Source organism: Crossiella sp. S99.2, from assembly GCF_023094165.1.
In the GTDB taxonomy this organism is placed as follows: Bacteria; Actinomycetota; Actinomycetes; order Mycobacteriales; family Pseudonocardiaceae; genus Crossiella.
This window is the reverse complement of the sequence record NZ_JALMDK010000003.1, coordinates 234,803-253,522: the sequence shown is the minus strand read 5'-3', so window position 1 is coordinate 253,522 and position 18,720 is coordinate 234,803. Positions and strand designations below refer to the sequence as shown.

Genomic DNA, 18,720 nt, shown 5'->3' with positions numbered 1-18,720 from the left:
CCATGCTCGTCCAGATCGTCCTGTTCGACGGCGTCGACCCACTCGACGCGATCGGCCCGCACGAGGTGTTCGCCGCCGCGAGCCAGTACACCCCGAGCCCGCTCACCGCCGAACTCGTCACCACCGGCGAAGCCCGGCCGGTGCTCAGCGGAACCGGCGTCACCCTGCACGCCCAAGCGGCCCTGGACCCCGGCCGCGCCGACCTCCTGATCGTGCCCGGCACCGCGGGCTCCCTGGCCGAGGACGCCGCGGAGATCACCCACCGACTCACCGCCGCCCTCACCCCCGAGCTGCACCAGGCACTGCACGCCTTCGCCGCCCGCGCGGACACCGTGCTCGCCGCCGTCTGCGGTGGCTCCCTGCTGCTCGGCGCGGCCGGCCTGCTCACCCATCGCCCCGCGGTGACCCACCGCAGCGCCATGGCCCGGCTCGCCGACTTCGGCGCCACCGCCGTCCCGGCCCGGGTGGTCGACGACGGCGACCTGGTCACCGCCGGTGGCGTCACCTCCGGCCTGGACCTCGCACTGCACCTGGTCGAACGATTCCACGGCGCACCAACGGCAATCGCCGTGGAAACCTTGTTCGAGCACGAACGCCGTGGCGTGGTATGGCGGGCCAACGCAGCGATGGCGGGCTGAGCCGATGACGAAGTTCCTGCTCAGCGTGCACGTGCTGGCCGCCATCGTGCTCATCGGCCCGGTCACCGTCGCCGCCAGCCTGTTCCCCCGCTACGCCGGCGCGGCCCTGCGCGCGGAGGCCAGCGCGGTGCCGGTGACGTTGCTGCTGCGGCGCATCACCCGGGGTTACCTGGTCGCCGGGATCGTGGTGCCGGTCTTCGGCCTGGCCACCGCGGTGCAGATGAACGTGCTCGGCGATGTGTGGCTGATCGTCTCGATCATCCTGACCGCACTGGCCGCGGCGGTGCTCGCGCTGGTGGTCGTGCCGGCGCAGAACACCCTGGTCAACGCCCTGCCGCAGGCCGAGGGCGAGCAGCCGTGGCGCGGACTGCTGAGCCGGCTGCGGATGGGCACCGGCGTGTTCAACCTGCTGTGGGCGGTGGTCGTGGTCCTGATGATCGTCCGCCCCGGCTCGACCACCGGAGCGTGAGATGCGCCTGCTGCGCTACGCCGCCCTGGCCGAGATGATCACCGTCGCCGTCCTGCTGCTCAACCTGGTCACCGTGCACTGGCGCCCCGTCAGTGCCCTGACCGGCCCCCTGCACGGAACGGCCTACTTGCTGGTCATCGCCGCTTGCCTGCTCCGGGAGAACACCCCGCCCCGAACCCGCCTGCTCGCCTTGATCCCCGCCATCGGCGGCTACCTCGCGCTGCGCCGCCTCCAGCAGAGCTAGGTCCACCAGATCCTTACGTGGTGGGCGATGCGGGTGCCCTTCTTGGCCGTGTTGGGTTTTGCGGGTGGAGAGGGATTAGTTTTGATTGTCACTGAAATTATCAGAAGGGATGAGCTTTTTTAGGAAGACCGACGCCATGGCTTGAATGCCGGACATATCAGCCCGGTACGGTGGGGAGGGGGCACCGTTTGGTGAAGGGGGACAGGCGATGTGGACTGAGGCTGAGTGGACTGAGGCCGAGCTTGTGGGCTTCGTGGTGGGCTGGATCGGCGCGATCATCGGCATGATCCTGCTTGCCTTGTGGATCATCCGCGACGCGGAAAAGTAGCCGCCGTTAGACTCCGGGCATGGCGCCGATCGTCACCGAGTTCGCCGGACGACTGGCCGGGTTCGAGTGGATCACTGACGTGTTCGTCGCGGGGTCACTGGCGACCGGCGACTACCTCCCAGGGGTCAGCGATCTTGACCTGGTCGCGCTGGTCGACGGTCCGGTGGACGCGCCTCGACAGGCCGCGTTAGCCGCGGTGCACCGGGACATCGACGCGGGGGCCGGCGCCGGGCTCGACCTCGGGTGTGTCTACGTGGACTCCGCCACGCTCGCCGAGGTCGGAGTGAAGCACCCGACCTGGACGCACGGGTTGCTGGTCCAGCGGATCCTCTCCGGTGTCACCAGGGCCGAGCTTGTGCTGCACGGGTATGCCGTGGCCGGGCGGGCCCCACAGGCGGTGTTGCCCGCGGTGCGTGCTGACGATGTCCGGGCGGCGGCCCGGGCCGAGTTGACCGGGTACTGGGCGTGGGCCGCCCGGCGGCCCTGGTTGTGGCTGAACCCGGTTATCGCCGACCTGGGGCTCACCTCGATGGCCCGGGCCCGGCACGCCTTGCGCACCGGGACCCTGCTCACGAAAAGCGACGCGGTCGAGCAGGCTGCCGCGCCGGGATGGCTGATCGATCAGCTGCGGGCCCGGCGCCGCGGGGGTGCGCTGGCCTCGCCACGGTGGCGGACGGCGTTGATCGCGTGGCGCGATGCTCGTCGTACCGTCGCCGGAGCGCGCACGCCCGGCGGTTGAGGACAGTTCCACGCCGGGCCGGTGGCAAGGGCATCGGCGATCGTGTTGTGGTCAGCCGAAGCGGGCCTCGATGGCGGTGAGGTTTTCGGTGGTCATCGCGGTGGCGGCGGTTCGGGGGAGTTCGCCGGTGGTGCGGGAGCGGGTCAGGATCTGGGTGACCAGGTGGCGCATCTGGGTGCGGACCTTGGTGAAGGACTCGGGGGCGTTGGGGTTGATGTCGCCGAAGAGAGTCCACCACCACCAGGAGTTGGTGGCGGAGTTGGCCACGAAGTCGGGGATGACCACCACTCCCCTGGCGGCCAGGGCCGCTTCTGCCTCGGGGGTGACCGGCATGTTGGCGGCTTCGACGATCAGCCTGGCGGCGACCCGGGAGTGGTTGGCGGTGTTGACGCAGTAGGAGACCGCGGCGGGGACCAGGACTTCGGTGTCCAGGGTGAGCCAGGCTTCTCTGGGGAGTTCCTGGTCGGTGGGGCGGAGTTGGGTGCGGTCGATGGCGCCGAAGGGGTCTCGGGTGAGCAGGAGGCGTTCTACGTCCAGGCCTTCGGGGTTGGCGATGGTGCCGTGCACATCGGCGATGCCGACCACACGCAGGCCTGCTTCGGCGAGGAATCTCGCGGTGGCGCCGCCCATGGAGCCGAAGCCCTGGATGACTACGCGGGCGCCGTCCTGGGGCAGGTTCAGTTCCGCCATGGCGGTGAGGGCGGCTTGGGCCACGCCCGCGCCGCCGACCAGCTCGTCCAGGGAGATGCCGTCGACCTTGACCGCGAAGGCGTCGGCGAGACGTTGGATGGCGGCGGGTTCGTCGTCCAGGAGTGGGAAGACGGCTTGGATGGAGCTGCGCAGGCCGACTTCGGCGACGACCTCGTCCAGGGTGTCCTGGCGCAGGCCCAGGTCCTCCCCGGTGGTCCAGGACCGTTCCAGGTACGGGCGGACCGCCTGCAGATAGCGGCGCAGGACGGCCCTGGACTCCGGGTCGTAGGGACTGCAGTCGATGCCGCCCTTGGCCCCGCCCAAGGGCAGGTACCGGGCGGCGGGGTCATAGTTGAGGGCCTCTTTGGCGGTCATGCCGCGGGCCAGCCCTCGGACCTCTGCCAGCGTGCAGCCCTCGCGCATGCGCAGGCCGCCGCTGCACACGCCGCGGACCAGGCGGTCGATGACCAGGAAACCGCGTTTGCCGGTGATCGGGTCGGTCCAGGTCAGTTCGAGCAGCGGCGGACGCGGACCGGTCTGCTCCTCGGCCGGGGCGACCGGCTGCTGGACGACCTCGACCATGGACCACTCCTCACCACAACGACACCTGGCTGACTAACCAGACAGTCAACATAGTATCGATCATCGCTGGCCGGTGTCGACCGCCGCCCGCCGGTTCTGACGGGAACTGGACAGGTATATCCAGGTATCAGTCACTATCCCAGAGCCGTGGGCTGTGAGCCTCGACAACCGCCCCTACCCTGCGCAAACACTCCTCCACCGGCATGGCGTCCAGGCGACGGCCGTCACGCAGGCGCAGCGCGACCCGGTGTTCGGCGACCTCCCGGGCGCCCAGGATCGCCTGATACGGGACCAAGCGGGCATTGCGGATCCGGGCGCCGAGCGACCCCTCCCCCGCGCTGATCACCTCGGCGCGCAGGCCCACCTCCCGGCAGTGCCGCAGCAGGTCGTGCGCGGCGGGTTCCTCCGCCTCCGAGATGGGCAGGATGGCCACCTGGCGGGGGGCTAGCCAGGCCGGGAACGCGCCGCCGTGGCGTTCGATGAGGTGGGCCACCGCGCGTTCGACGCTGCCGATCACGCTGCGGTGCACCATCACCGGGCGGTGCCTGCCGCCGTCGGCGCCGATGTAGTGCAGGTCGAACTGCTCCGGCTGGTAGAAGTCGACCTGGACGGTGGACAGGGTGGACTCGCGGCCGGCGCTGTCGGTGATCTGGATGTCGATTTTGGGGCCGTAGAAGGCGGCCTCGCCCTCGGCCTCGTCGTAGTCGATCCCGGCGGAGTCCAGGACCTCGCGCAGCAGGGCGCTGGCGCGCTGCCACAGCTCGGGGGCGGCCACGTATTTGCCGCCGGGGCCGGGCAGGGAGAGGCGGTAGCGGGCGTCCTGGATGTCCAGTGCCGCATAGGCTTTCCGGATCAGGGCGAGGGCGCCCGCGGCCTCCTCGGCGACCTGGTCGAGGGTGCAGAAGATGTGCGCGTCGTTGAGCTGGATGGCGCGCACCCTGGTCAGGCCGCCGAGCACGCCGGAGAGTTCGGCCCGGTACATGCCGCCGAGTTCGGCCATCCGCAGCGGCAGCTCGCGGTAGCTGTGCGCGCGGGAGCGGTAGATCAGCGCGTGGTGCGGGCACAGGCTGGGCCGCAGCACGACCTGCTCGCCGCCGAGGTCCATCGGCGGGAACATGTCCTCGCGGTAGTGCGCCCAATGCCCGGAGCGTTCGTACAGCTCGCGTTTGGCCAGCACCGGGGAGTAGACGTGCTGGTAGCCGGCGCGGGTCTCGGCGGCGCGGACGTACTCCTCCAGCCGGTGGCGGATGATCGCGCCGTCGGGCAGCCAGTAGGGCAGGCCAGCGCCGATGAGCGGGTCGGAGTCGAACAGGTTCAGCTCGCGGCCGAGCTTGCGGTGATCGGGCATCGTGGTCTCCTCGCTGGTGGGCGAGCGGGTGACCACATGGCGAAGCCCCGGGGCACCCGCCCCGGGGCTTCGCGTCAAGTCAAGCTGTCAGCGCGCCGGGACGATCTCCGGCGTCGTGGTGACGTTGGCGCGCTGCATGCGGCAGACCGTAACAGACCGGCTCAGACCAGCGCGCTGAGTTTGTCCGCGCTGATGCCCAGCTCCCTGGCCACCGCCTCGTGCATCCACCCGGTGAGGTCCTCGGGCTGGACGGTGCCCTGGCGGGCCACCAGCTGCACGGCCAGGCCGTCGAGCAGGGAGGTCATCCGCCAGGCCGCGCCGCGCGGGTCGGGGCAGACGAACTCGCCGTCGGCCACGCCCTCCCGGATGAGTTCCTCCACCACGGCGCGCCAGCGCAGGTCCAGGTTCTGGGCGACCTTGCGCAGGTTGTCATCGTGCAGGGCGGCGGCCCAGCCCTCGATCCAGAGCACCCAGCCCGCGGCGTCGCCGGTGGGGGCGTAGAAGCGCAGCACCGCGGAGAGCCGGACCAGGGCGCTGCCCGCGGTGCGGAGTTCCTCCAGGCGGCCGAGGTCGTGCTCGGCGGCGGCGGAGAACGCCTCGGTGATCAGGTTCTCGATGGTGCCGAAGTGGTAGAAGACCAATGCCGTGCTGATACCGAGGGACGCGGCGATGTCCGCGGGCCGCGTGGCAGCGATTCCCCTGGTGCGGATGTGTTCGATCGTCGCGCCGAGGATGTCGTGCCGGCGTCCACCGTTTTGCCTGTTCGACACGCGATCACTCTAACCGTTCCGGCCGCTGCGCTCTTGGGTTGGGGGTTGTGGTGGTCGGACGATTAATTTCACTCGACACTGAAGTTATCGGGAGCATGAAGATTTTTGCCACTGCGGAAGGACTTTTGCCAGGGGTGGGGCTGGGTCAGCTCACGGCGTCGCGGATGGCGTTGTAGACGCCCAGGACCGCGCCTGCGAGGGGACCACCGAGATGAGCAGGGTGTATTCGAGGGCGTCGAGCAGGCGGGCGCCCTGCGGGGAGTGTTTGCCGCGGACGACGCGGCCGGCGTAGCTGACCGAGACTCCCCCGGCGACGGCGAGCACGGCGGCGGTGGCCAGCAGCCACGGGGTGGGCAGGGCGTGGCCGAGCCAGACGCCCAGCACGCCGAGCGCGCCCAGGCCCGCGGCTACTACGACGATGCGTTGCAGGGTGCCGGCGTAGCCGCGGGAGCGCAGGATCCAGGCCAGGCCGGTGACGCCGACCAGCAGCGCGGGCCACATCGACGGCGACTGGGTCAGCACTACCGCGCTGCCGAGCACGAGCGCGCCGAAGGCGGCGAGCAGCCCGGTGAGGATCTCTTCGGCGGCGGTGGTCTGGCCCAGCACGTCGGGGCCGAGGGCGGGTTTCTCGTCGGCGCGGAAGGATTTCATGTCGGCGGGCACGGTGGGCAGCGGGAGCCGGGCGAAGCGCAACGCGATCATGGGGGCGGCGGCGCCCAGCGCGGTGGCCACGGGCAGGGCGACCGCGGCGGCGTGCACCGGGTCCAGGTCGAAGAGCAGCACCGTGGCGGCGGTGAGCGCGCCGAGGGCGGCGGCGGTGGCCAGGGCGCCGAACCAGGCCAGGCGGTGCGCCAGGAGCACGGCGGCGATGGCGGCATGGAGGGTCAGCGCGGCCAGGCCCAGGGCCAGGGAGTCCGCCCGCAGCGGCAGCGGGTTGTGCGGTGGCAGCGCGGTCATCCCGGCCAGCAGGGCCGCAGTGGCGCCGGTGGCGGTGCAGGCGCTGCCCGCGCGCTCGTCGGCGTAGGCCCGGGTGAGGGCGGCGCCGATGAGCAGCAGGGCCACCGCGAGCACCCCGGTGACGATGGGGGCGAAGAAGTTTCCGGCCAGCGCGGCGGTGGCCAGCAGGGTGGCCGCGGTGAACAGGATCGCGGCCGCGGACAGGCCCAGGGTGCGGCCGACAGTGGGCTGCCAGGCCCCGGAGTGGGCGGTGGCGGAGCTGGCGATGGCGTCCACGACATCGTCGAAGAGCAGCGGGGTCTCATACCGTTCGCGCGGGCTGAGGTAGAGCACCTCGCCGTCGCGCACGGCCGCGGCGGCCACGGTGAGCCCGGGGGCGAGCGCGGCCTCGCCCAGCCGGGACAGGCCCCAGCCCGGACCGGGTCCGGTGGGATGGTCCTGGGCCCCGGCCAGGCGGACCAGCTGGGGCAGGAGTTCGGCGACCGTGCTGGCCATGGGCAGCGCCAGGTCCATCCGGGCGCGCGGGGTCACCACGGTGACCCGCCGTGCCGTCGACGTCATGCGTGTCGTCCCTGTCAGAGCCGGGCTGGTCAGAACTGGAAATTCTCCGAGCGGGAGGCCGATTCGATCACCGGCGCGAACCGGGCGGTGCTGGCCTCGGCGACCTTGCGCAGCCCGTCGTTGACCGCCTCCACCACGAACTCCCCCAGCGCCCTGGCATCGCCCTGGCGCAGCACCCTGGGGTCGATGGTGACCTCGGTGAGCCTGCCGGTGCCCTGCACGGTGACGCTGACCTCGTCCCGCTGGGAGCGGCCCTGCACCAGCATGGACTCCACGTTGCGCTGGATCCGCTCGATCTCCTCCTGCTGACGGCGGACCCGTTCGAGCAGGTCGTCGACCTGGGGGGTGTCGCCGCGATCGAAGGCGGCGAAGGGATCGGGCTGCATGTGACCGTCCTTAGTGGAGTGTTACTGGGTGACCGAACCGCGCTGGCGCAGTTCGTTCAGCCGGGTCGGGTCGGTGATGTACTGGCGGATCACCTCGGGGGTGAGCTGGTCGGGCGGGACCTGGCCGAAGAGCTGGATGCCCATCTCCACCGCGTACTGGTCGGCCGGGTCGGTCCAGTGCCCGCTGGCCAGATCGGCCGCGTTGGCGCCCTGGTGCAGCTCGAAGGAGTTGAACCCGGCCGCGGTGCCGACGTAGCCGTAGTGCAGGTTGGACCAGAAGTCGTGCCGGATCTGCAGGTTGGTGCCGTCGACCGAGGTGAGGAACCCGGTTTGCCGGTTCATCCCCATCATCTGCCGGATCTCGCCCTTGTGGTCCCACGGGCCGCCCGGCCGGACCAGCCAGGTGAACAGGCCGAGCGCGTGCGCCTTGTTACGGGCGGAGTCCAGGGGTTCGAGCAGCGCGCCCCAGCCGGGGTTGTTCAGCCGGTGCAGGCCCGCGCTGGTCTGGGAGCGGCCGTTGTAGGCCATCTCGTTGCCGATGTAGTCGACCAGGCGCTGGAACGGGGTGCGCAGCGAGGCCGCGGAGGCCGGGCCGTGGTGCGGGAACAGGCCGGTGAGTTCGGCGCCGAGCTGGGCGACGATCTTGCGGGCGGCCAGCACCGCGACCTCGCCCATGGCGTTGGCGTGCACCAGATAGGGCCGGTAGTCGCCGCCGTGGATGGCCGCGGAGACCGACAGGCGTTCGACGTTGCGGCCGCGTTCGGTGAAGTCGGCGACCACCTTGTCCATTGCGGTGCGGGCCTTGCGCAGCGCGGTCGCGGCCGAGCGCAGCCGGTCGGCCTGCTGGCGCAGCTCCTGTTCGGCGCCCAGCCGCACGGCCACGCTCCAGCGTTCGACGAGGGCGAGGAAGGCGGCGTAGGCCGGGCCGCGCCAGCCGCTGTTGGCCTTGCGCGCGGCTTCCAGGGTCGAACTGGCCACTGTGGACAGTCGATCGGCCAGGCCGAGCAAGCGGGTGGCTTCGGTTTCCAGGGCGGCCGGGTTGCCGGTGACGATGACCTGGAACTGGCGCAGCGCGGCGGCGTAGCCGGCCAGAACGGCCGAGACCGGGCTGCCCAGCTGGGTGGTCATGCCGACACCTTGCCGTCACCGTCGCCGTCGATGGCGACCTTGATCGGCGTGTTGCCGACGGTGGCGTTGACGATGGTGTCCCGCCCCGAGGGCGCGGTCACCGTGGCGCTGCCTTCGCCGGTGGTGACCGTGACGCTCACCCCGCCGCCCGCGCCGTGACCGCTGGGGACGGACGGGGCGGGGGCCGGGGGTCCGGGCGGTGGTCCGCTCGGGGCGGGAGTTCCGGGTGCGGGCGCGGCCGGGTCGACCGGGATCCACATGTTCTGCCCGTTGCCCGGCGCGGTGGCGCCGAGGGCGGGCGGCTGGTAGCCGGTGAAGTCCTTGGCGGGCAAGGTGGTCGGCTGTTGCCCGGCCGGGGCCGGGACCTGCTGGCCGCCGGGTGCGGAGCCCGCGCCGGTGGCAGGGTCCTTGCCGGTGACCAGGCCGACCAGCTTCTCCAGGTGACCGATGACCTCGGCCATGGTGGTCAGTTTCGCGGCCAACTCCACCGCGCCCAGGGACTTCAGCAACGCGCCGAGCGCGGCCAGGAAGCCCTTGAGCGCGCCGCTGGTGGCGGTGGACAGGGCGACCGCGGCGGCGTAGGTCCACGGGTTGGACATGAGTCCGGACACCGTGGGGTTGATCGCGGCGACGATGCTCTTGAAGGCCAGCTGGGCCTTCTGGATGATCGAGGCGGCCAGGCCGAGCTTCTGCGCGACCTCCTTCACCACCGAGATGATCTTGGTGAAGGAGTCCAGCAGGGTGGTGATCTTCTTGCTGGCCGCGCCGGAGGCCGGGCCGCGCCAGACCTTGCGCAACTGCTCGCCCGCCTGCTTGAGCTGGTCGTAGAGCTGGGCGAACTCGTTGGCCTTGGCCAGCAGATCGGTGACCTGCTTGAGGATCTGGCTCGGATTGCCGTTGATGATCCAGTTGAGGAAGGTGCCCGGCCCGCCGCCGGTGGCCGTGGCGTCCATGGCGGCGCTGACGGGAAAAGTCATCGCGGTCACGCGGATCTCCTCTGCTTCGCCGGTGCCGGGTTCAGGACGCCGAGATCGGGCGGTACACCCGGGTGTCGGCGAGTCCGCTGAAACTGGGCTGCACCAGGCCGTGGTTGTAGAGCTGCCCGCGGTCGCCGACCACGGCGATCACCGGGTCCGGGCCGCGGTCGAAGGCCAGCACCACGATGTCCCCGGAGCGGACCCCGCCCGGCACGTCGCCGAGGTCGCGGGCCAGTCCCGCGTACACCCCGATCACGCCGGTGGCCTGCTGGTTCGCCGGTCCGGCGTCCAGCCAGCGGGCGAAGGCGACCGCGTCGGCGAAGCTGCGTGACTGCTGATCGCCGATGCCGGCGCTGCGCAGGTAGCCGAGCACGTTGTCCACCGAACCGGGTTGCGCGGTGGCCGAGAGGCTGGCACCGGTCGCGGCGGCGGCCAGCCTCTCAGCACTCGGAGAACTCCACAGGGTGGAGGACACCGCGGCCAGTTCGGTCTGCCGGCCCGCGTAGGCGTCGGCGATCCGCCGATCCTGGTCCTGATAGGTGTCCGCGACCTTGCGCACGTTGTCGTTGAACTCCTGCAACAACGACAGCAGCGTGTTCAGCGAGCTGACCTGACTGGCCTCCAGCTTGGCGTTCATCGCGGCTACTGCGGCACCGAGGGTGGAGAAGTCCGAGGGATTCACCTTCATCGAGCGCAGCGCGCTGACGGCGTTGGCCGCCTGCATGATGATGCCGCTGAGGTTGCCCGCCACGGACCGCATCTCCTCGGGGCTGGCGTCGAACCCAGGCAGGCTCACGGCCATCTCACCCTCCCACGTCTGCCGGTCACGTTCTCCGTGGTGAGCCTAAGTTCGGCAGGGCCTGCGCACAGACGGCAAAAGTACCCACCACCGCGACGGCCGAAGTGACCAGAATCGGGTGCGTGCAGACCGCGCGGAAGAGTCGACGCCTGCCCGAGCCCGCGGCCGGGGAGATCACCCTGCAGTCCCCGCCCATGCTGGCCAAGGGCGGCAACCAGGGCATGATGGGCCTGCTGTTCATGCTGCCGATGATGCTGGGCATGGGCGCCATGTCCTTCGTCTACATCGGCCGCGGCGGCGGCGTGATGACCTATGTCTTCGGCGGTCTGTTCGTCGTGGTGATGATCGGCATGATCGTGATGTCCCTCGCCCAGGGGCGCTCGCAGAACAAGGCCAAGATCAACGAGGAGCGGCGGGACTACCAGCAGTACCTGGCCAATCTGCGCAAGCAGGTCCGCGAGGTGGCCGGCGCGCAGCGGGCCTATCTGGTCGAGGCCCATCCCGAGCCGGGGGATCTGTGGACCTTCGCCGCCGGGGACCGGTTGTGGGAACGGCGGCGCTCGGAGCCCGAGTTCGGGCAGTTGCGGGCCGGGCGGGGGCCGCAGCGGCTGGCCACGCCGTTGCGCGCGCCGCAGACGGTGCCCCTGGAGGAACTGGACCCGGTGTCCTCGACCTCGTTGCGGCATTTCATCCGCGCCTACTCCACCGTGCCGGACCTGCCGGTGTCGGTGTCGCTGCGGTCCTTCGCCCGGATCGGCATCAGCGGGCAGCGACCGGTCGTGCTGGATCTGGCGCGGGCGGTGCTGGCCCAGGCGGTGGTGTTCCACTCCCCCGCCGACCTGCGCATCGCGGTCTGTGTGGCCGCGGATCGGCGCGGTGAGTGGGAGTGGGTGAAGTGGCTGCCGCACGCCCAGGACGCCACCGCCGCGGACGCGGTCGGCCCGGCCCGCCTGGTCGCCGGCGATCTGACCACCCTGGCTGATCTGCTGGGCAAGGATCTCGGCGATCGGGCGCCGTTCACCAAACGCGCCGGGATGGGTTTTGAGCAGCCGCACATTCTCCTGATCGTGGACGGTGGGCGCACCTTCGGTGATCCGCGCCTGGCCCCCGCCGGTGGGCAGCACGGGGTGACGGTCCTGGACGTCAGCCACGAGGTGCCCCTGGACACCCCCGGCACCGAAAGCCTGCGGTTGCACGTCTCGCCGCGGCGGATGGGCATGGTCACCGGCGAGGGCTCGGAAGCCAGGGTCGCCTACCTCGGCGAGCCCGACGTCCTGGACGTCGCCGCCGCCGAAGCCCTCGCCCGCTCGCTCACCCCGCGCTTCCAGGGCGTGGCGAGCACCGCCGAAGCCCCGGTCAACACCTCCTTCGGCCTGGCCGGACTGCTCGGCCTCGGCGATCCGCGCGACGTCGACCCCGCCGTCACCTGGCGGCCGCGCACCCCGCGTGAACGCCTGCGCCTGCCCCTGGGACTGGATCCGGAGGGCAGGCCGATCGAGCTGGACCTCAAGGAGTCCGCCGAGAACGGCATGGGACCGCACGGCCTGGTGGTCGGCGCGACCGGGTCTGGCAAGAGCGAACTGCTGCGCACCCTGGTCACCGGTCTGGCCGTCACGCACTCCTCGGAGACGCTGAACCTGGCGCTGATCGACTTCAAGGGCGGGGCGACCTTCGCCGGGATGACCGGGCTGCCGCACACCTGCGCGGTGATCACCAACCTCTCCGACGACCTCACCCTGGTCGACCGGATGGCCGACGCGCTCAACGGGGAAATGCTGCGCCGCCAGGAACTGCTGCGCGCGGCCGGGAACTTCGCCTCGGTCCGGGACTACGAACGCGCCCGCGAGAACGGCGCGCCCCTGGCACCGCTGCCCTCACTGCTGCTGATCATCGACGAGTTCAGCGAACTGCTCTCCAGCCGCCCCGAGTTCGTGGATCTGTTCGTCATGATCGGCCGCCTCGGCCGCAGCCTCGCCGTGCACCTCCTCCTTGCCTCACAACGCCTGGAGGAAGGCCGGTTGCGTGGCCTGGAAGCGCACCTGTCCTACCGGATCGGGCTGCGCACCTTCTCCGCCGCGGAAAGCCGCACCGTGCTCGGCGTGCCGGATGCCTACCACCTGCCCGCGATCCCCGGCTCGGCCTACCTCAAGAGCGATACCGAGACGCTGCAACGGTTCAAGGCCGCCTACGTTTCCGGCGACCTGCCACCGCGGGAGATCAGCGACAGCGGCAGCACCAGTACCCCGGGCCGCCAGGTGCTGTTCTACTCCCTGGACCGGGTGGAGATCATCGAACCGGTGCACGCCGAGACCGCCGCGGTGGTGCAGGCCACCACCGGAGAGACGATCATGGGTGCGATGGTCGACCGCCTGGTCGGCAAAGGCCCGGCCGCACACCAGATCTGGCTGCCCCCGCTGGACGAACCACCCACCCTGGACCACCTGCTGCCGCCGCTGGGCGAGGACCCCGACCGCGGACTGGCCCCGATCGGCTGGGGCGGCAACGGGAAACTCACCGTGCCACTGGCCATTGTGGACAAACCCTTCGAACAGCGCCGCGACCTCATGTGGGCCGACCTGGCAGGCGCGGGTGGACACGTGCTGCTGGTCGGGGCGCCACAGAGCGGCAAAAGCACCTTCCTGCGCAGCCTGCTCGGCGTCCTGGCACTCACCCACACCCCCGCCGAAGTCCAGTTCTTCCTCCTCGACATGGGCGGCGGCGCCCTCGGCCCGGTCGCCGGACTTCCCCATGTCAGCGGCTACGCCGTGCGCCGGGACGCCGACTCCTGCCGCCGCCTGGTCGCCGAACTCAGCACCCTCCTCGCCCAGCGCGAGGCCCTCTTCGCCCAGCACGCGGTCGACTCGATGGCCACCTTCCGCCAGCGCCGCAACGAGATCCAGGAGAGCGAACTCGGTGACCGGGAGTTCGGCGACGTGTTCCTGGTCGTCGACGGCTGGACCACCGTGCGCGAGGAGTACGAACAGCTAGAGGAGGCGATCACCCGGCTGGCCGCCCGCGGCCTCGGCTTCGGCATCCACGTGGTCATCGCCGCCAACTACTGGATGGCCGTGCGGCCACCACTGCGCGACTCCATCAGCACCCGCTACGAACTCCGCCTCGGCGACCCCGGCGACTCCGCCATCGACCGCCGCGCCGCCCAGAACGTGCCAGCCGACGCGCCGGGACGCGGCCTCACCCCGGACAAACTGCACTTCCTCGGCGCCCTCCCCCGCATCGACGGCGTGCAGCTGGCCGACTCCACCACCGCGGGCACCGGCGACCTCGTCAAACAGATCACCGCCGCCTGGACCGGCGACCCCGCACCCCGGGTCCGGCTGCTCCCGCACGAATTCCCGGCGAGTGACCTGCCCGATGTGGTGGCGCACCCGGGTAAGCAGATCCCGTTCGGCATCGCCGAAGCCGACCTGAAAGCGGTGTTCCTGGACTTCCAGACCGAACCGCACTTCCTGGCCTTCAGCGATGTCGAAGGCGGCAAATCGGGGCTGCTGCGCACCATCGCCGACGGCATCATGGCCCGCTACACCCCCCAGGAAGCCGCGATCCTGGTCGTGGACTACCGCCGCGGCCTGCTCGGCGCCGTCCACGGCGACCACCTCCTCGGCTACGCCGGCAGCGCGCCGGTGCTGGAAGGACTACTCGCCGAGGTCACCCAGGCCATGCGCGCCCGCCTGCCCGGCCCCGAGGTCACCCCCGACCAGCTCCGCCGCCGCGACTGGTGGAGCGGCCCCGAACTGTTCGTGCTCATCGACGACTACGAACTCGTCGCCACCCAGGGCGGTGTTGGGCACCCGCTGCTGCAACTGGTCGAATTCCTGCCCCAGGCCAGGGATATCGGCCTCCATGTGGTCCTCGCCAGGGGCAGCGGTGGCGCGGCGCGCGGCATCTACGACCCGGTGCTGATGCGTATCAAGGAACTCGGCTCCCCCGGCCTGATCATGTCCGGCTCCCGCGACGAAGGCGTGCTGCTCGGCGACGTCCGCAGCAGCCCGCAACCACCGGGACGCGGCCAGCTTGTCTCACGGCGCAACGGAAACCAGCTCGTCCAGGTCGCCTGGACACCCGGAAGTTGACCTCTGTGGGTACAAGTACCGGCAGCACAACCGGCACTTGTGCCGTTGGGCGGCAACATCACCCGACCTAGGCTCGAAACCAGGAAACACCCCGGTGAATGAGAGGAGGTGGTTCGCCCATGGCCGGTCCCGGCTTTGAGGCAGATGCCGCCGCGATGACCAAGGCGATCAGCGGCTTCCACCAGTCCGCCACCGCCACCAAGTCCACCATGTCGGGTCTGCAGAGCGACCTCGGCTGGGCGCTGAGCAACAGCTACCAGGGCAACCAGGCCGCAGCCTTCCAGCAGCTGCACACCACGCTGCAGGAGAAGATGGCCAAGGCCACCGGGGCCCTGGACCGCATGTCCAGCCTGATGACCGACGTGAGCCGGAACTACAACACCGGTGACAGCAACGCCACCGACGATATCAACAAGGTGGCCAGCGCCGCGACCAACAGCGCGGCCGGATCCGTCTTCAACCGCCTCGCCGGCGGGGCCTGAACCCGGAGAGGAGAGAGACGCCAATGCATTCCCAGGGCAACGGTGGAGACGTCGTCTCCGTCAACTTCAGCCAGCTCGCCAGCAGCTCGGAGTCGCTCAGCAACCGCGCCAACGCGCTGGAACGGCACATGCACGAGCTGGACGGCTCCCTCGCCTACCTGCGCAACACCTGGTACCAGTCCGGCAGTGCCGCGGGCGCGCAGGCCCAGCAGGCCGAGAACGACCTGCGGGCCGCGATCGGCGAGATGGTCGCGGTGATCCGCAACTTCTCCGCCAACACCGGCAAGGCCATGACCGACCAGATGGCCATGGAGCGCACCAACGCCAACCTGTTCCCCGGCGGCTGATTTAGGCCCCCGCCTGCCGCCGGGGCCCCTGTCCAGGGCAGACCCGGAAACTTCGCCCTGGACAGGGGGCCGCGGCCGCGTGAGAACCAACAGCAATCGAAGGGGGCAGGGGTGAGCACCGAGAACAACTCCTTCGCCGTGCACCTCGCGTCGCTGGTGGACTTCGCCCGCGAGCTGGGCACCCAGCTCACCGGCATGTCCCAGCCGTTGGCGCACCTGGGCGGCCTGGCCGAACGCGAGGTCCAGCTAGGCGCGTTCAGCGAGGCCAGCACCCTGGGCACACAGCACCTGGCCGCGGCGGAGGAGATGCACGCGTTGCTGGGCCGGGCCGGGCAGGCCATCGACTTCGCCGAGGACGTCACGCACACCATCGCCGAGGCCTACCGCAGGCTCGACCAGCAGGCCGGGCAGTCGCTGCTGAACCTGGGCAACGTGTTGCACATCAACGATCCGCGCACCGATCCCGGGAGGATGTGAGACCCGTGGAGATCGTCAGCGCGACCGACTTCGCCCGCTACAGCCATCGTCAGCTCTACGACATGCTGCACGCCGGGCAGCCCAAGACCATGCGCGCGGCCGCGGACTCCTGGGACGCGGTGGGTTCCCGGCTGCACGAGCAGGCGGGCAACCTGGAGCAGCAGCTCAGCCGGTTCCGGCACCAGTGGCGTGGTGGCGCCGCCGAGCAGTACCAGGCGATGATCACCGACCTGGCCGCCGGACTGCGCCGCACCGCCGAGGCCGCGCACGCCATGCGCAACCTGGCGCACGATTCGGCCGAGGCGCTCATCCGCGCCCAGGCCACCATGCCGCCGCCCACCGAGGTCCCCGAGGTCTCCGCGGCGACCCTGCGGTTGGCGGGCACCCCGATCCAGCTCGGCCCCGGCACCTCCCCCGAACTCGCCGCTCGCGTGGCCACCCAGCAGGCCGAGGCGGTCGCGGCGGTGCGTCAGCAGCAGCAGGCGGCGCAGGTGGCCAACGCCAGTCACGCGCGCGCGGTGCTGATCATGGAGGACCTGGCCAACCGCTACCGGGTCGCCCAGGCGTCCATCCCCGACTCCCCCGCCGGTCAGGTCCCGTCCGGGACTCCCGGCACCGATCACCCCGGTTCCGGCGCGACCCAGTCCCGGCCGCCGTTGTTCGGCGGCATGTTCACCGCCGGGCTGGCGGCGGCCTCGGCCGCGGCGGCCGGCCGGTTCGCCGGGACACTGCCCAAAATCCCGGACTGGGCGAAGAAACCCGATCCGCAGACCGGTCTGCCCGCACCCGGCGCGGGTGCGGAGGCGGCCAAACTCGGCGCGGGCGCGGCAGCGGGCGGCGCCGGACTCGGCGCGGGTCTGGGCAAGGTCAGCGGCGGTGGCGGACTCGGCAAGGTCCCCGGCCCCGGTGGCCAGGGTCCGCAAGCGGCGGCCGGACTCGCCGGTGCGGTCGGCGCGGCCGCGGCTGCCCGCGGGATCGCCGGTGCGATGGGCGCGGCCGCCGGTGCGGCGCAGGGCATGGCCGGTGGCATGCCCATGATGCCCATGATGCCGATGGGCGGTGGTCAGGGCGGCGATCTGGGCGGTGGCCGCCGGATCCCGCCGTGGCTGGTCGAAACCGAGGACGTGTGGGGCGAATCCTCGGTGATCACCCCCCAAGTAATCGGCGAGGAACCCGAGAACCGTCCCGAACCACCCTCGTCCTTCCGCTACTAGGAGGTCCCGGCGATGCCCAGGCTCACCGACCAGGAGATCGCACAGCACGCCTGGGACGCCGGGTTCCGCGGCGACAATCTCAACACCGCGGTCGCGGTCGCACTGGCCGAATCCCGCGGCCGCACCGACGCCCTGGGCGATATCTCCCTGCAGAACAACACCTGGGGACCGTCGGTGGGGTTGTGGCAGATCCGCTCGCTCAACCCCGGCCACGGCACCGCCCTGGAACGCACCCAGCGGGACCAGACCGCCAACCTGGACCCGGCGACCAACGCGGCCAACGCCTTCGCCATCTCGGACAGCGGCGCCAGTTTCCGGGCCTGGTCGACCTTCACCAACGGCGACTACCGGCAGTTCCTGGACCGGGCCCGCACCGCTTCCGGCCTGGTCAACGGCGACCCGGTCCAGCCGGTCCACCAGACCGAACCCGCTCCCGCGCCGGTCCCGGCCCCAGCACTTGCCCGCCCACCGGCCCCGGCACGGGGTGGCACTGGGCAGTCCTTCCACGCCAGCGGCGGCACCCTCGGGCCACTGGCCCGGACCCTGCACACCGGCGCGGCCGAGCTGCGCACCCTGCGCGGGAACCTGACCGCCGCCCCGCTACCGGCTGACACCTTCGGTCAGATCCCCGAGTCCGGCCAGGCCGCCCAGGCGCACACCGCGACGCTGAACCGCCTGGCCGGAACCCTCGGCGAGGCTGCGGAGGAGATCGACCGCACCGGCACCAACGTGACCACGGCGCGGGAGAACTACCTGCGCCAGGACCGCCACCATGCTGACCAGTACCGCAAGCTGATCCTGGACCTGTTCACCCGCGATCCGCGCTAGCCCGCGTGTACAGCCGCCAGCCAGGGGTCCCGGTCTGTGCCACCCGCTGGGCCTCGCCGCTGAGCCGTTCGTCCCGGCTGTTGAGGGCCTGCCAGTAGCGGCGGCCGTCGGCGGTGAAGTCCGCAATGGACACCGGGGTGCCGTTGGCGCGCAGTACGGTCAGGTCCGCGAAACTGACGGTGCCCTCGATGCAGTAGCCGCCGTCGGTACGTCCGCATTCGTTGAACCAGTACAGCTCCCGCGCCCCGGTGTCGGGTCCACAGTGGACGGTGAGGCTGGGTTCGGCGGGCCAGTCCGCGGTGAGTGCCGGCTCGTCCAGGAATCGCCACCCGTACATCTGCCCGGACCAGGTGAGCCCGGCGAAGAACTCCTCCACCGCGGCCAGGTCCGCCAGCGGGAGCGCCGGCCCGAACCCTCCGTCCGGCAGGGACTTCCGTAGCAGCACCCGCACTCGCGCGGGCGCGTTCAGGCGCAGAATCCGGCGGGCGTCGGGGTCGATCGGACCGGATTCCGGCAGCGCGAGCACGTGCACCAGCAGCTCACACCACTCCGCCGAGGACCCGATCCGCAGACCGAGCACGTCGGCTTCGTTGAGCGCTGTCTCCACGGCCGTCCGGCCCTGTTCGTCCCACCGCATTGGGCCATCCTCCGGCACCGGCGCGGTG

Annotated in this window: 19 protein-coding genes; 10 read left to right on the top strand and 9 right to left on the bottom strand. The window is 71.1% G+C overall.

Annotation, left to right across the window (positions count from 1 at the left end; all coding sequences use genetic code 11):
* The first annotated feature begins 2 nt into the window (after window positions 1-2).
* The 4 genes from MZC64_RS12390 to MZC64_RS12375 all read left to right on the top strand — a co-directional run bounded on the left by MZC64_RS12390 (window position 3) and on the right by MZC64_RS12375 (window position 2,418).
* Window positions 3-638, top strand: coding sequence for a DJ-1/PfpI family protein (locus MZC64_RS12390; RefSeq protein ID WP_247757114.1), 636 nt, complete (start codon window positions 3-5; stop codon window positions 636-638).
* 4 nt (window positions 639-642) lie between these two features.
* Window positions 643-1,107, top strand: a complete 465-nt coding sequence (locus MZC64_RS12385) for a DUF2269 family protein (protein WP_247757116.1) — start codon at window positions 643-645, stop codon at window positions 1,105-1,107.
* A 1-nt stretch (window position 1,108) separates the two neighbouring features.
* Window positions 1,109-1,351 carry a hypothetical protein gene (locus tag MZC64_RS12380; RefSeq protein WP_247757117.1) on the top strand — a complete coding sequence of 81 codons (243 nt, stop codon included), beginning with the start codon at window positions 1,109-1,111 and terminating at the stop codon, window positions 1,349-1,351.
* A gap of 347 nt (window positions 1,352-1,698) precedes the next feature.
* Window positions 1,699-2,418, top strand: coding sequence for a nucleotidyltransferase domain-containing protein (locus MZC64_RS12375; RefSeq protein ID WP_247757118.1), 720 nt, complete (start codon window positions 1,699-1,701; stop codon window positions 2,416-2,418).
* A 51-nt stretch (window positions 2,419-2,469) separates the two neighbouring features.
* Here MZC64_RS12375 and MZC64_RS12370 read toward each other — a convergent pair whose 3' ends face one another.
* From MZC64_RS12370 to MZC64_RS12335, 8 genes are all read right to left on the bottom strand, one after another.
* On the bottom strand, window positions 2,470-3,690 hold the full coding sequence (locus MZC64_RS12370) for a Glu/Leu/Phe/Val dehydrogenase dimerization domain-containing protein (protein WP_247757120.1): 1,221 nt from the start codon (window positions 3,688-3,690) through the stop codon (window positions 2,470-2,472).
* A gap of 127 nt (window positions 3,691-3,817) precedes the next feature.
* Window positions 3,818-5,074 (bottom strand): threonine--tRNA ligase, encoded by a 1,257-nt coding sequence (gene thrS / locus MZC64_RS12365; RefSeq protein WP_308300993.1) that lies wholly within the window; start codon window positions 5,072-5,074, stop codon window positions 3,818-3,820.
* Between the two features lie 125 nt (window positions 5,075-5,199).
* Window positions 5,200-5,808 carry a TetR/AcrR family transcriptional regulator gene (locus tag MZC64_RS48615; protein WP_247757122.1) on the bottom strand — a complete coding sequence of 203 codons (609 nt, stop codon included), beginning with the start codon at window positions 5,806-5,808 and terminating at the stop codon, window positions 5,200-5,202.
* A gap of 150 nt (window positions 5,809-5,958) precedes the next feature.
* On the bottom strand, window positions 5,959-7,326 hold the full coding sequence (gene eccD / locus MZC64_RS12355; protein WP_247757124.1) for a type VII secretion integral membrane protein EccD: 1,368 nt from the start codon (window positions 7,324-7,326) through the stop codon (window positions 5,959-5,961).
* Between the two features lie 29 nt (window positions 7,327-7,355).
* Window positions 7,356-7,712, bottom strand: a complete 357-nt coding sequence (locus tag MZC64_RS12350) for a YbaB/EbfC family nucleoid-associated protein (RefSeq protein ID WP_247757126.1) — start codon at window positions 7,710-7,712, stop codon at window positions 7,356-7,358.
* A 21-nt stretch (window positions 7,713-7,733) separates the two neighbouring features.
* Window positions 7,734-8,840 carry a polymorphic toxin type 44 domain-containing protein gene (locus tag MZC64_RS12345; protein ID WP_247757127.1) on the bottom strand — a complete coding sequence of 369 codons (1,107 nt, stop codon included), beginning with the start codon at window positions 8,838-8,840 and terminating at the stop codon, window positions 7,734-7,736.
* Complete coding sequence (locus MZC64_RS12340; RefSeq protein WP_374205738.1) at window positions 8,837-9,817, bottom strand: WXG100 family type VII secretion target; 981 nt, start codon at window positions 9,815-9,817, stop codon at window positions 8,837-8,839. Before MZC64_RS12340 ends, MZC64_RS12345 begins: the two co-directional genes overlap by 4 nt.
* A 40-nt stretch (window positions 9,818-9,857) precedes the next feature.
* Window positions 9,858-10,613: a type VII secretion target gene (locus MZC64_RS12335; RefSeq protein ID WP_247757129.1), complete on the bottom strand. Its 756-nt coding sequence runs from the start codon at window positions 10,611-10,613 to the stop codon at window positions 9,858-9,860.
* A 125-nt stretch (window positions 10,614-10,738) separates the two neighbouring features.
* On the opposite strand from MZC64_RS12335, the gene eccCa reads away from it, so the two are divergent.
* From eccCa to MZC64_RS12305, 6 genes are all read left to right on the top strand, one after another.
* A complete protein-coding gene (eccCa, locus tag MZC64_RS12330; protein WP_374205700.1) occupies window positions 10,739-14,707 on the top strand; it encodes a type VII secretion protein EccCa in 3,969 nt (1,322 codons plus the stop codon).
* Between the two features lie 119 nt (window positions 14,708-14,826).
* Complete coding sequence (locus tag MZC64_RS12325) at window positions 14,827-15,189, top strand: WXG100 family type VII secretion target (protein ID WP_247757130.1); 363 nt, start codon at window positions 14,827-14,829, stop codon at window positions 15,187-15,189.
* 23 nt (window positions 15,190-15,212) lie between these two features.
* Window positions 15,213-15,536 carry a hypothetical protein gene (locus tag MZC64_RS12320; RefSeq protein WP_247757131.1) on the top strand — a complete coding sequence of 108 codons (324 nt, stop codon included), beginning with the start codon at window positions 15,213-15,215 and terminating at the stop codon, window positions 15,534-15,536.
* 111 nt (window positions 15,537-15,647) lie between these two features.
* Window positions 15,648-16,013: a hypothetical protein gene (locus MZC64_RS12315; protein ID WP_247757132.1), complete on the top strand. Its 366-nt coding sequence runs from the start codon at window positions 15,648-15,650 to the stop codon at window positions 16,011-16,013.
* Between the two features lie 5 nt (window positions 16,014-16,018).
* On the top strand, window positions 16,019-17,227 hold the full coding sequence (locus MZC64_RS12310; RefSeq protein WP_247757133.1) for a PPE domain-containing protein: 1,209 nt from the start codon (window positions 16,019-16,021) through the stop codon (window positions 17,225-17,227).
* Window positions 17,228-17,239: 12 nt separating this feature from the next.
* Window positions 17,240-18,055: a hypothetical protein gene (locus MZC64_RS12305; RefSeq protein WP_247757134.1), complete on the top strand. Its 816-nt coding sequence runs from the start codon at window positions 17,240-17,242 to the stop codon at window positions 18,053-18,055.
* Here MZC64_RS12305 and MZC64_RS12300 read toward each other — a convergent pair.
* Window positions 18,036-18,692, bottom strand: a complete 657-nt coding sequence (locus MZC64_RS12300; protein WP_247757136.1) for a hypothetical protein — start codon at window positions 18,690-18,692, stop codon at window positions 18,036-18,038. The two genes, MZC64_RS12305 and MZC64_RS12300, sit on opposite strands and share 20 nt — an antisense overlap.
* Window positions 18,693-18,720 lie beyond the last annotated feature (28 nt).

Bases quoted from the DNA above. Each gene is read 5' to 3' on its own strand.
- MZC64_RS12325 (WP_247757130.1), top strand. From the start codon at position 14,827: ATGGCCGGTCCCGGCTTTGAGGCAGATGCCGCCGCGATGACCAAGGCG.
- MZC64_RS12320 (WP_247757131.1), top strand. From the start codon at position 15,213: ATGCATTCCCAGGGCAACGGTGGAGACGTCGTCTCCGTCAACTTCAGC.
- MZC64_RS12350 (WP_247757126.1), bottom strand. From the start codon at position 7,712: ATGCAGCCCGATCCCTTCGCCGCCTTCGATCGCGGCGACACCCCCCAG.
- MZC64_RS12370 (WP_247757120.1), bottom strand. From the start codon at position 3,690: ATGGTCGAGGTCGTCCAGCAGCCGGTCGCCCCGGCCGAGGAGCAGACC.
- MZC64_RS12305 (WP_247757134.1), top strand. From the start codon at position 17,240: ATGCCCAGGCTCACCGACCAGGAGATCGCACAGCACGCCTGGGACGCC.
- eccD (WP_247757124.1), bottom strand. From the start codon at position 7,326: ATGACGTCGACGGCACGGCGGGTCACCGTGGTGACCCCGCGCGCCCGG.
- MZC64_RS12340 (WP_374205738.1), bottom strand. From the start codon at position 9,817: ATGACTTTTCCCGTCAGCGCCGCCATGGACGCCACGGCCACCGGCGGC.
- MZC64_RS12385 (WP_247757116.1), top strand. From the start codon at position 643: ATGACGAAGTTCCTGCTCAGCGTGCACGTGCTGGCCGCCATCGTGCTC.
- MZC64_RS12380 (WP_247757117.1), top strand. From the start codon at position 1,109: ATGCGCCTGCTGCGCTACGCCGCCCTGGCCGAGATGATCACCGTCGCC.
- MZC64_RS12390 (WP_247757114.1), top strand. From the start codon at position 3: ATGCTCGTCCAGATCGTCCTGTTCGACGGCGTCGACCCACTCGACGCG.
- MZC64_RS12345 (WP_247757127.1), bottom strand. From the start codon at position 8,840: ATGACCACCCAGCTGGGCAGCCCGGTCTCGGCCGTTCTGGCCGGCTAC.
- MZC64_RS12300 (WP_247757136.1), bottom strand. From the start codon at position 18,692: ATGCGGTGGGACGAACAGGGCCGGACGGCCGTGGAGACAGCGCTCAAC.
- MZC64_RS12375 (WP_247757118.1), top strand. From the start codon at position 1,699: ATGGCGCCGATCGTCACCGAGTTCGCCGGACGACTGGCCGGGTTCGAG.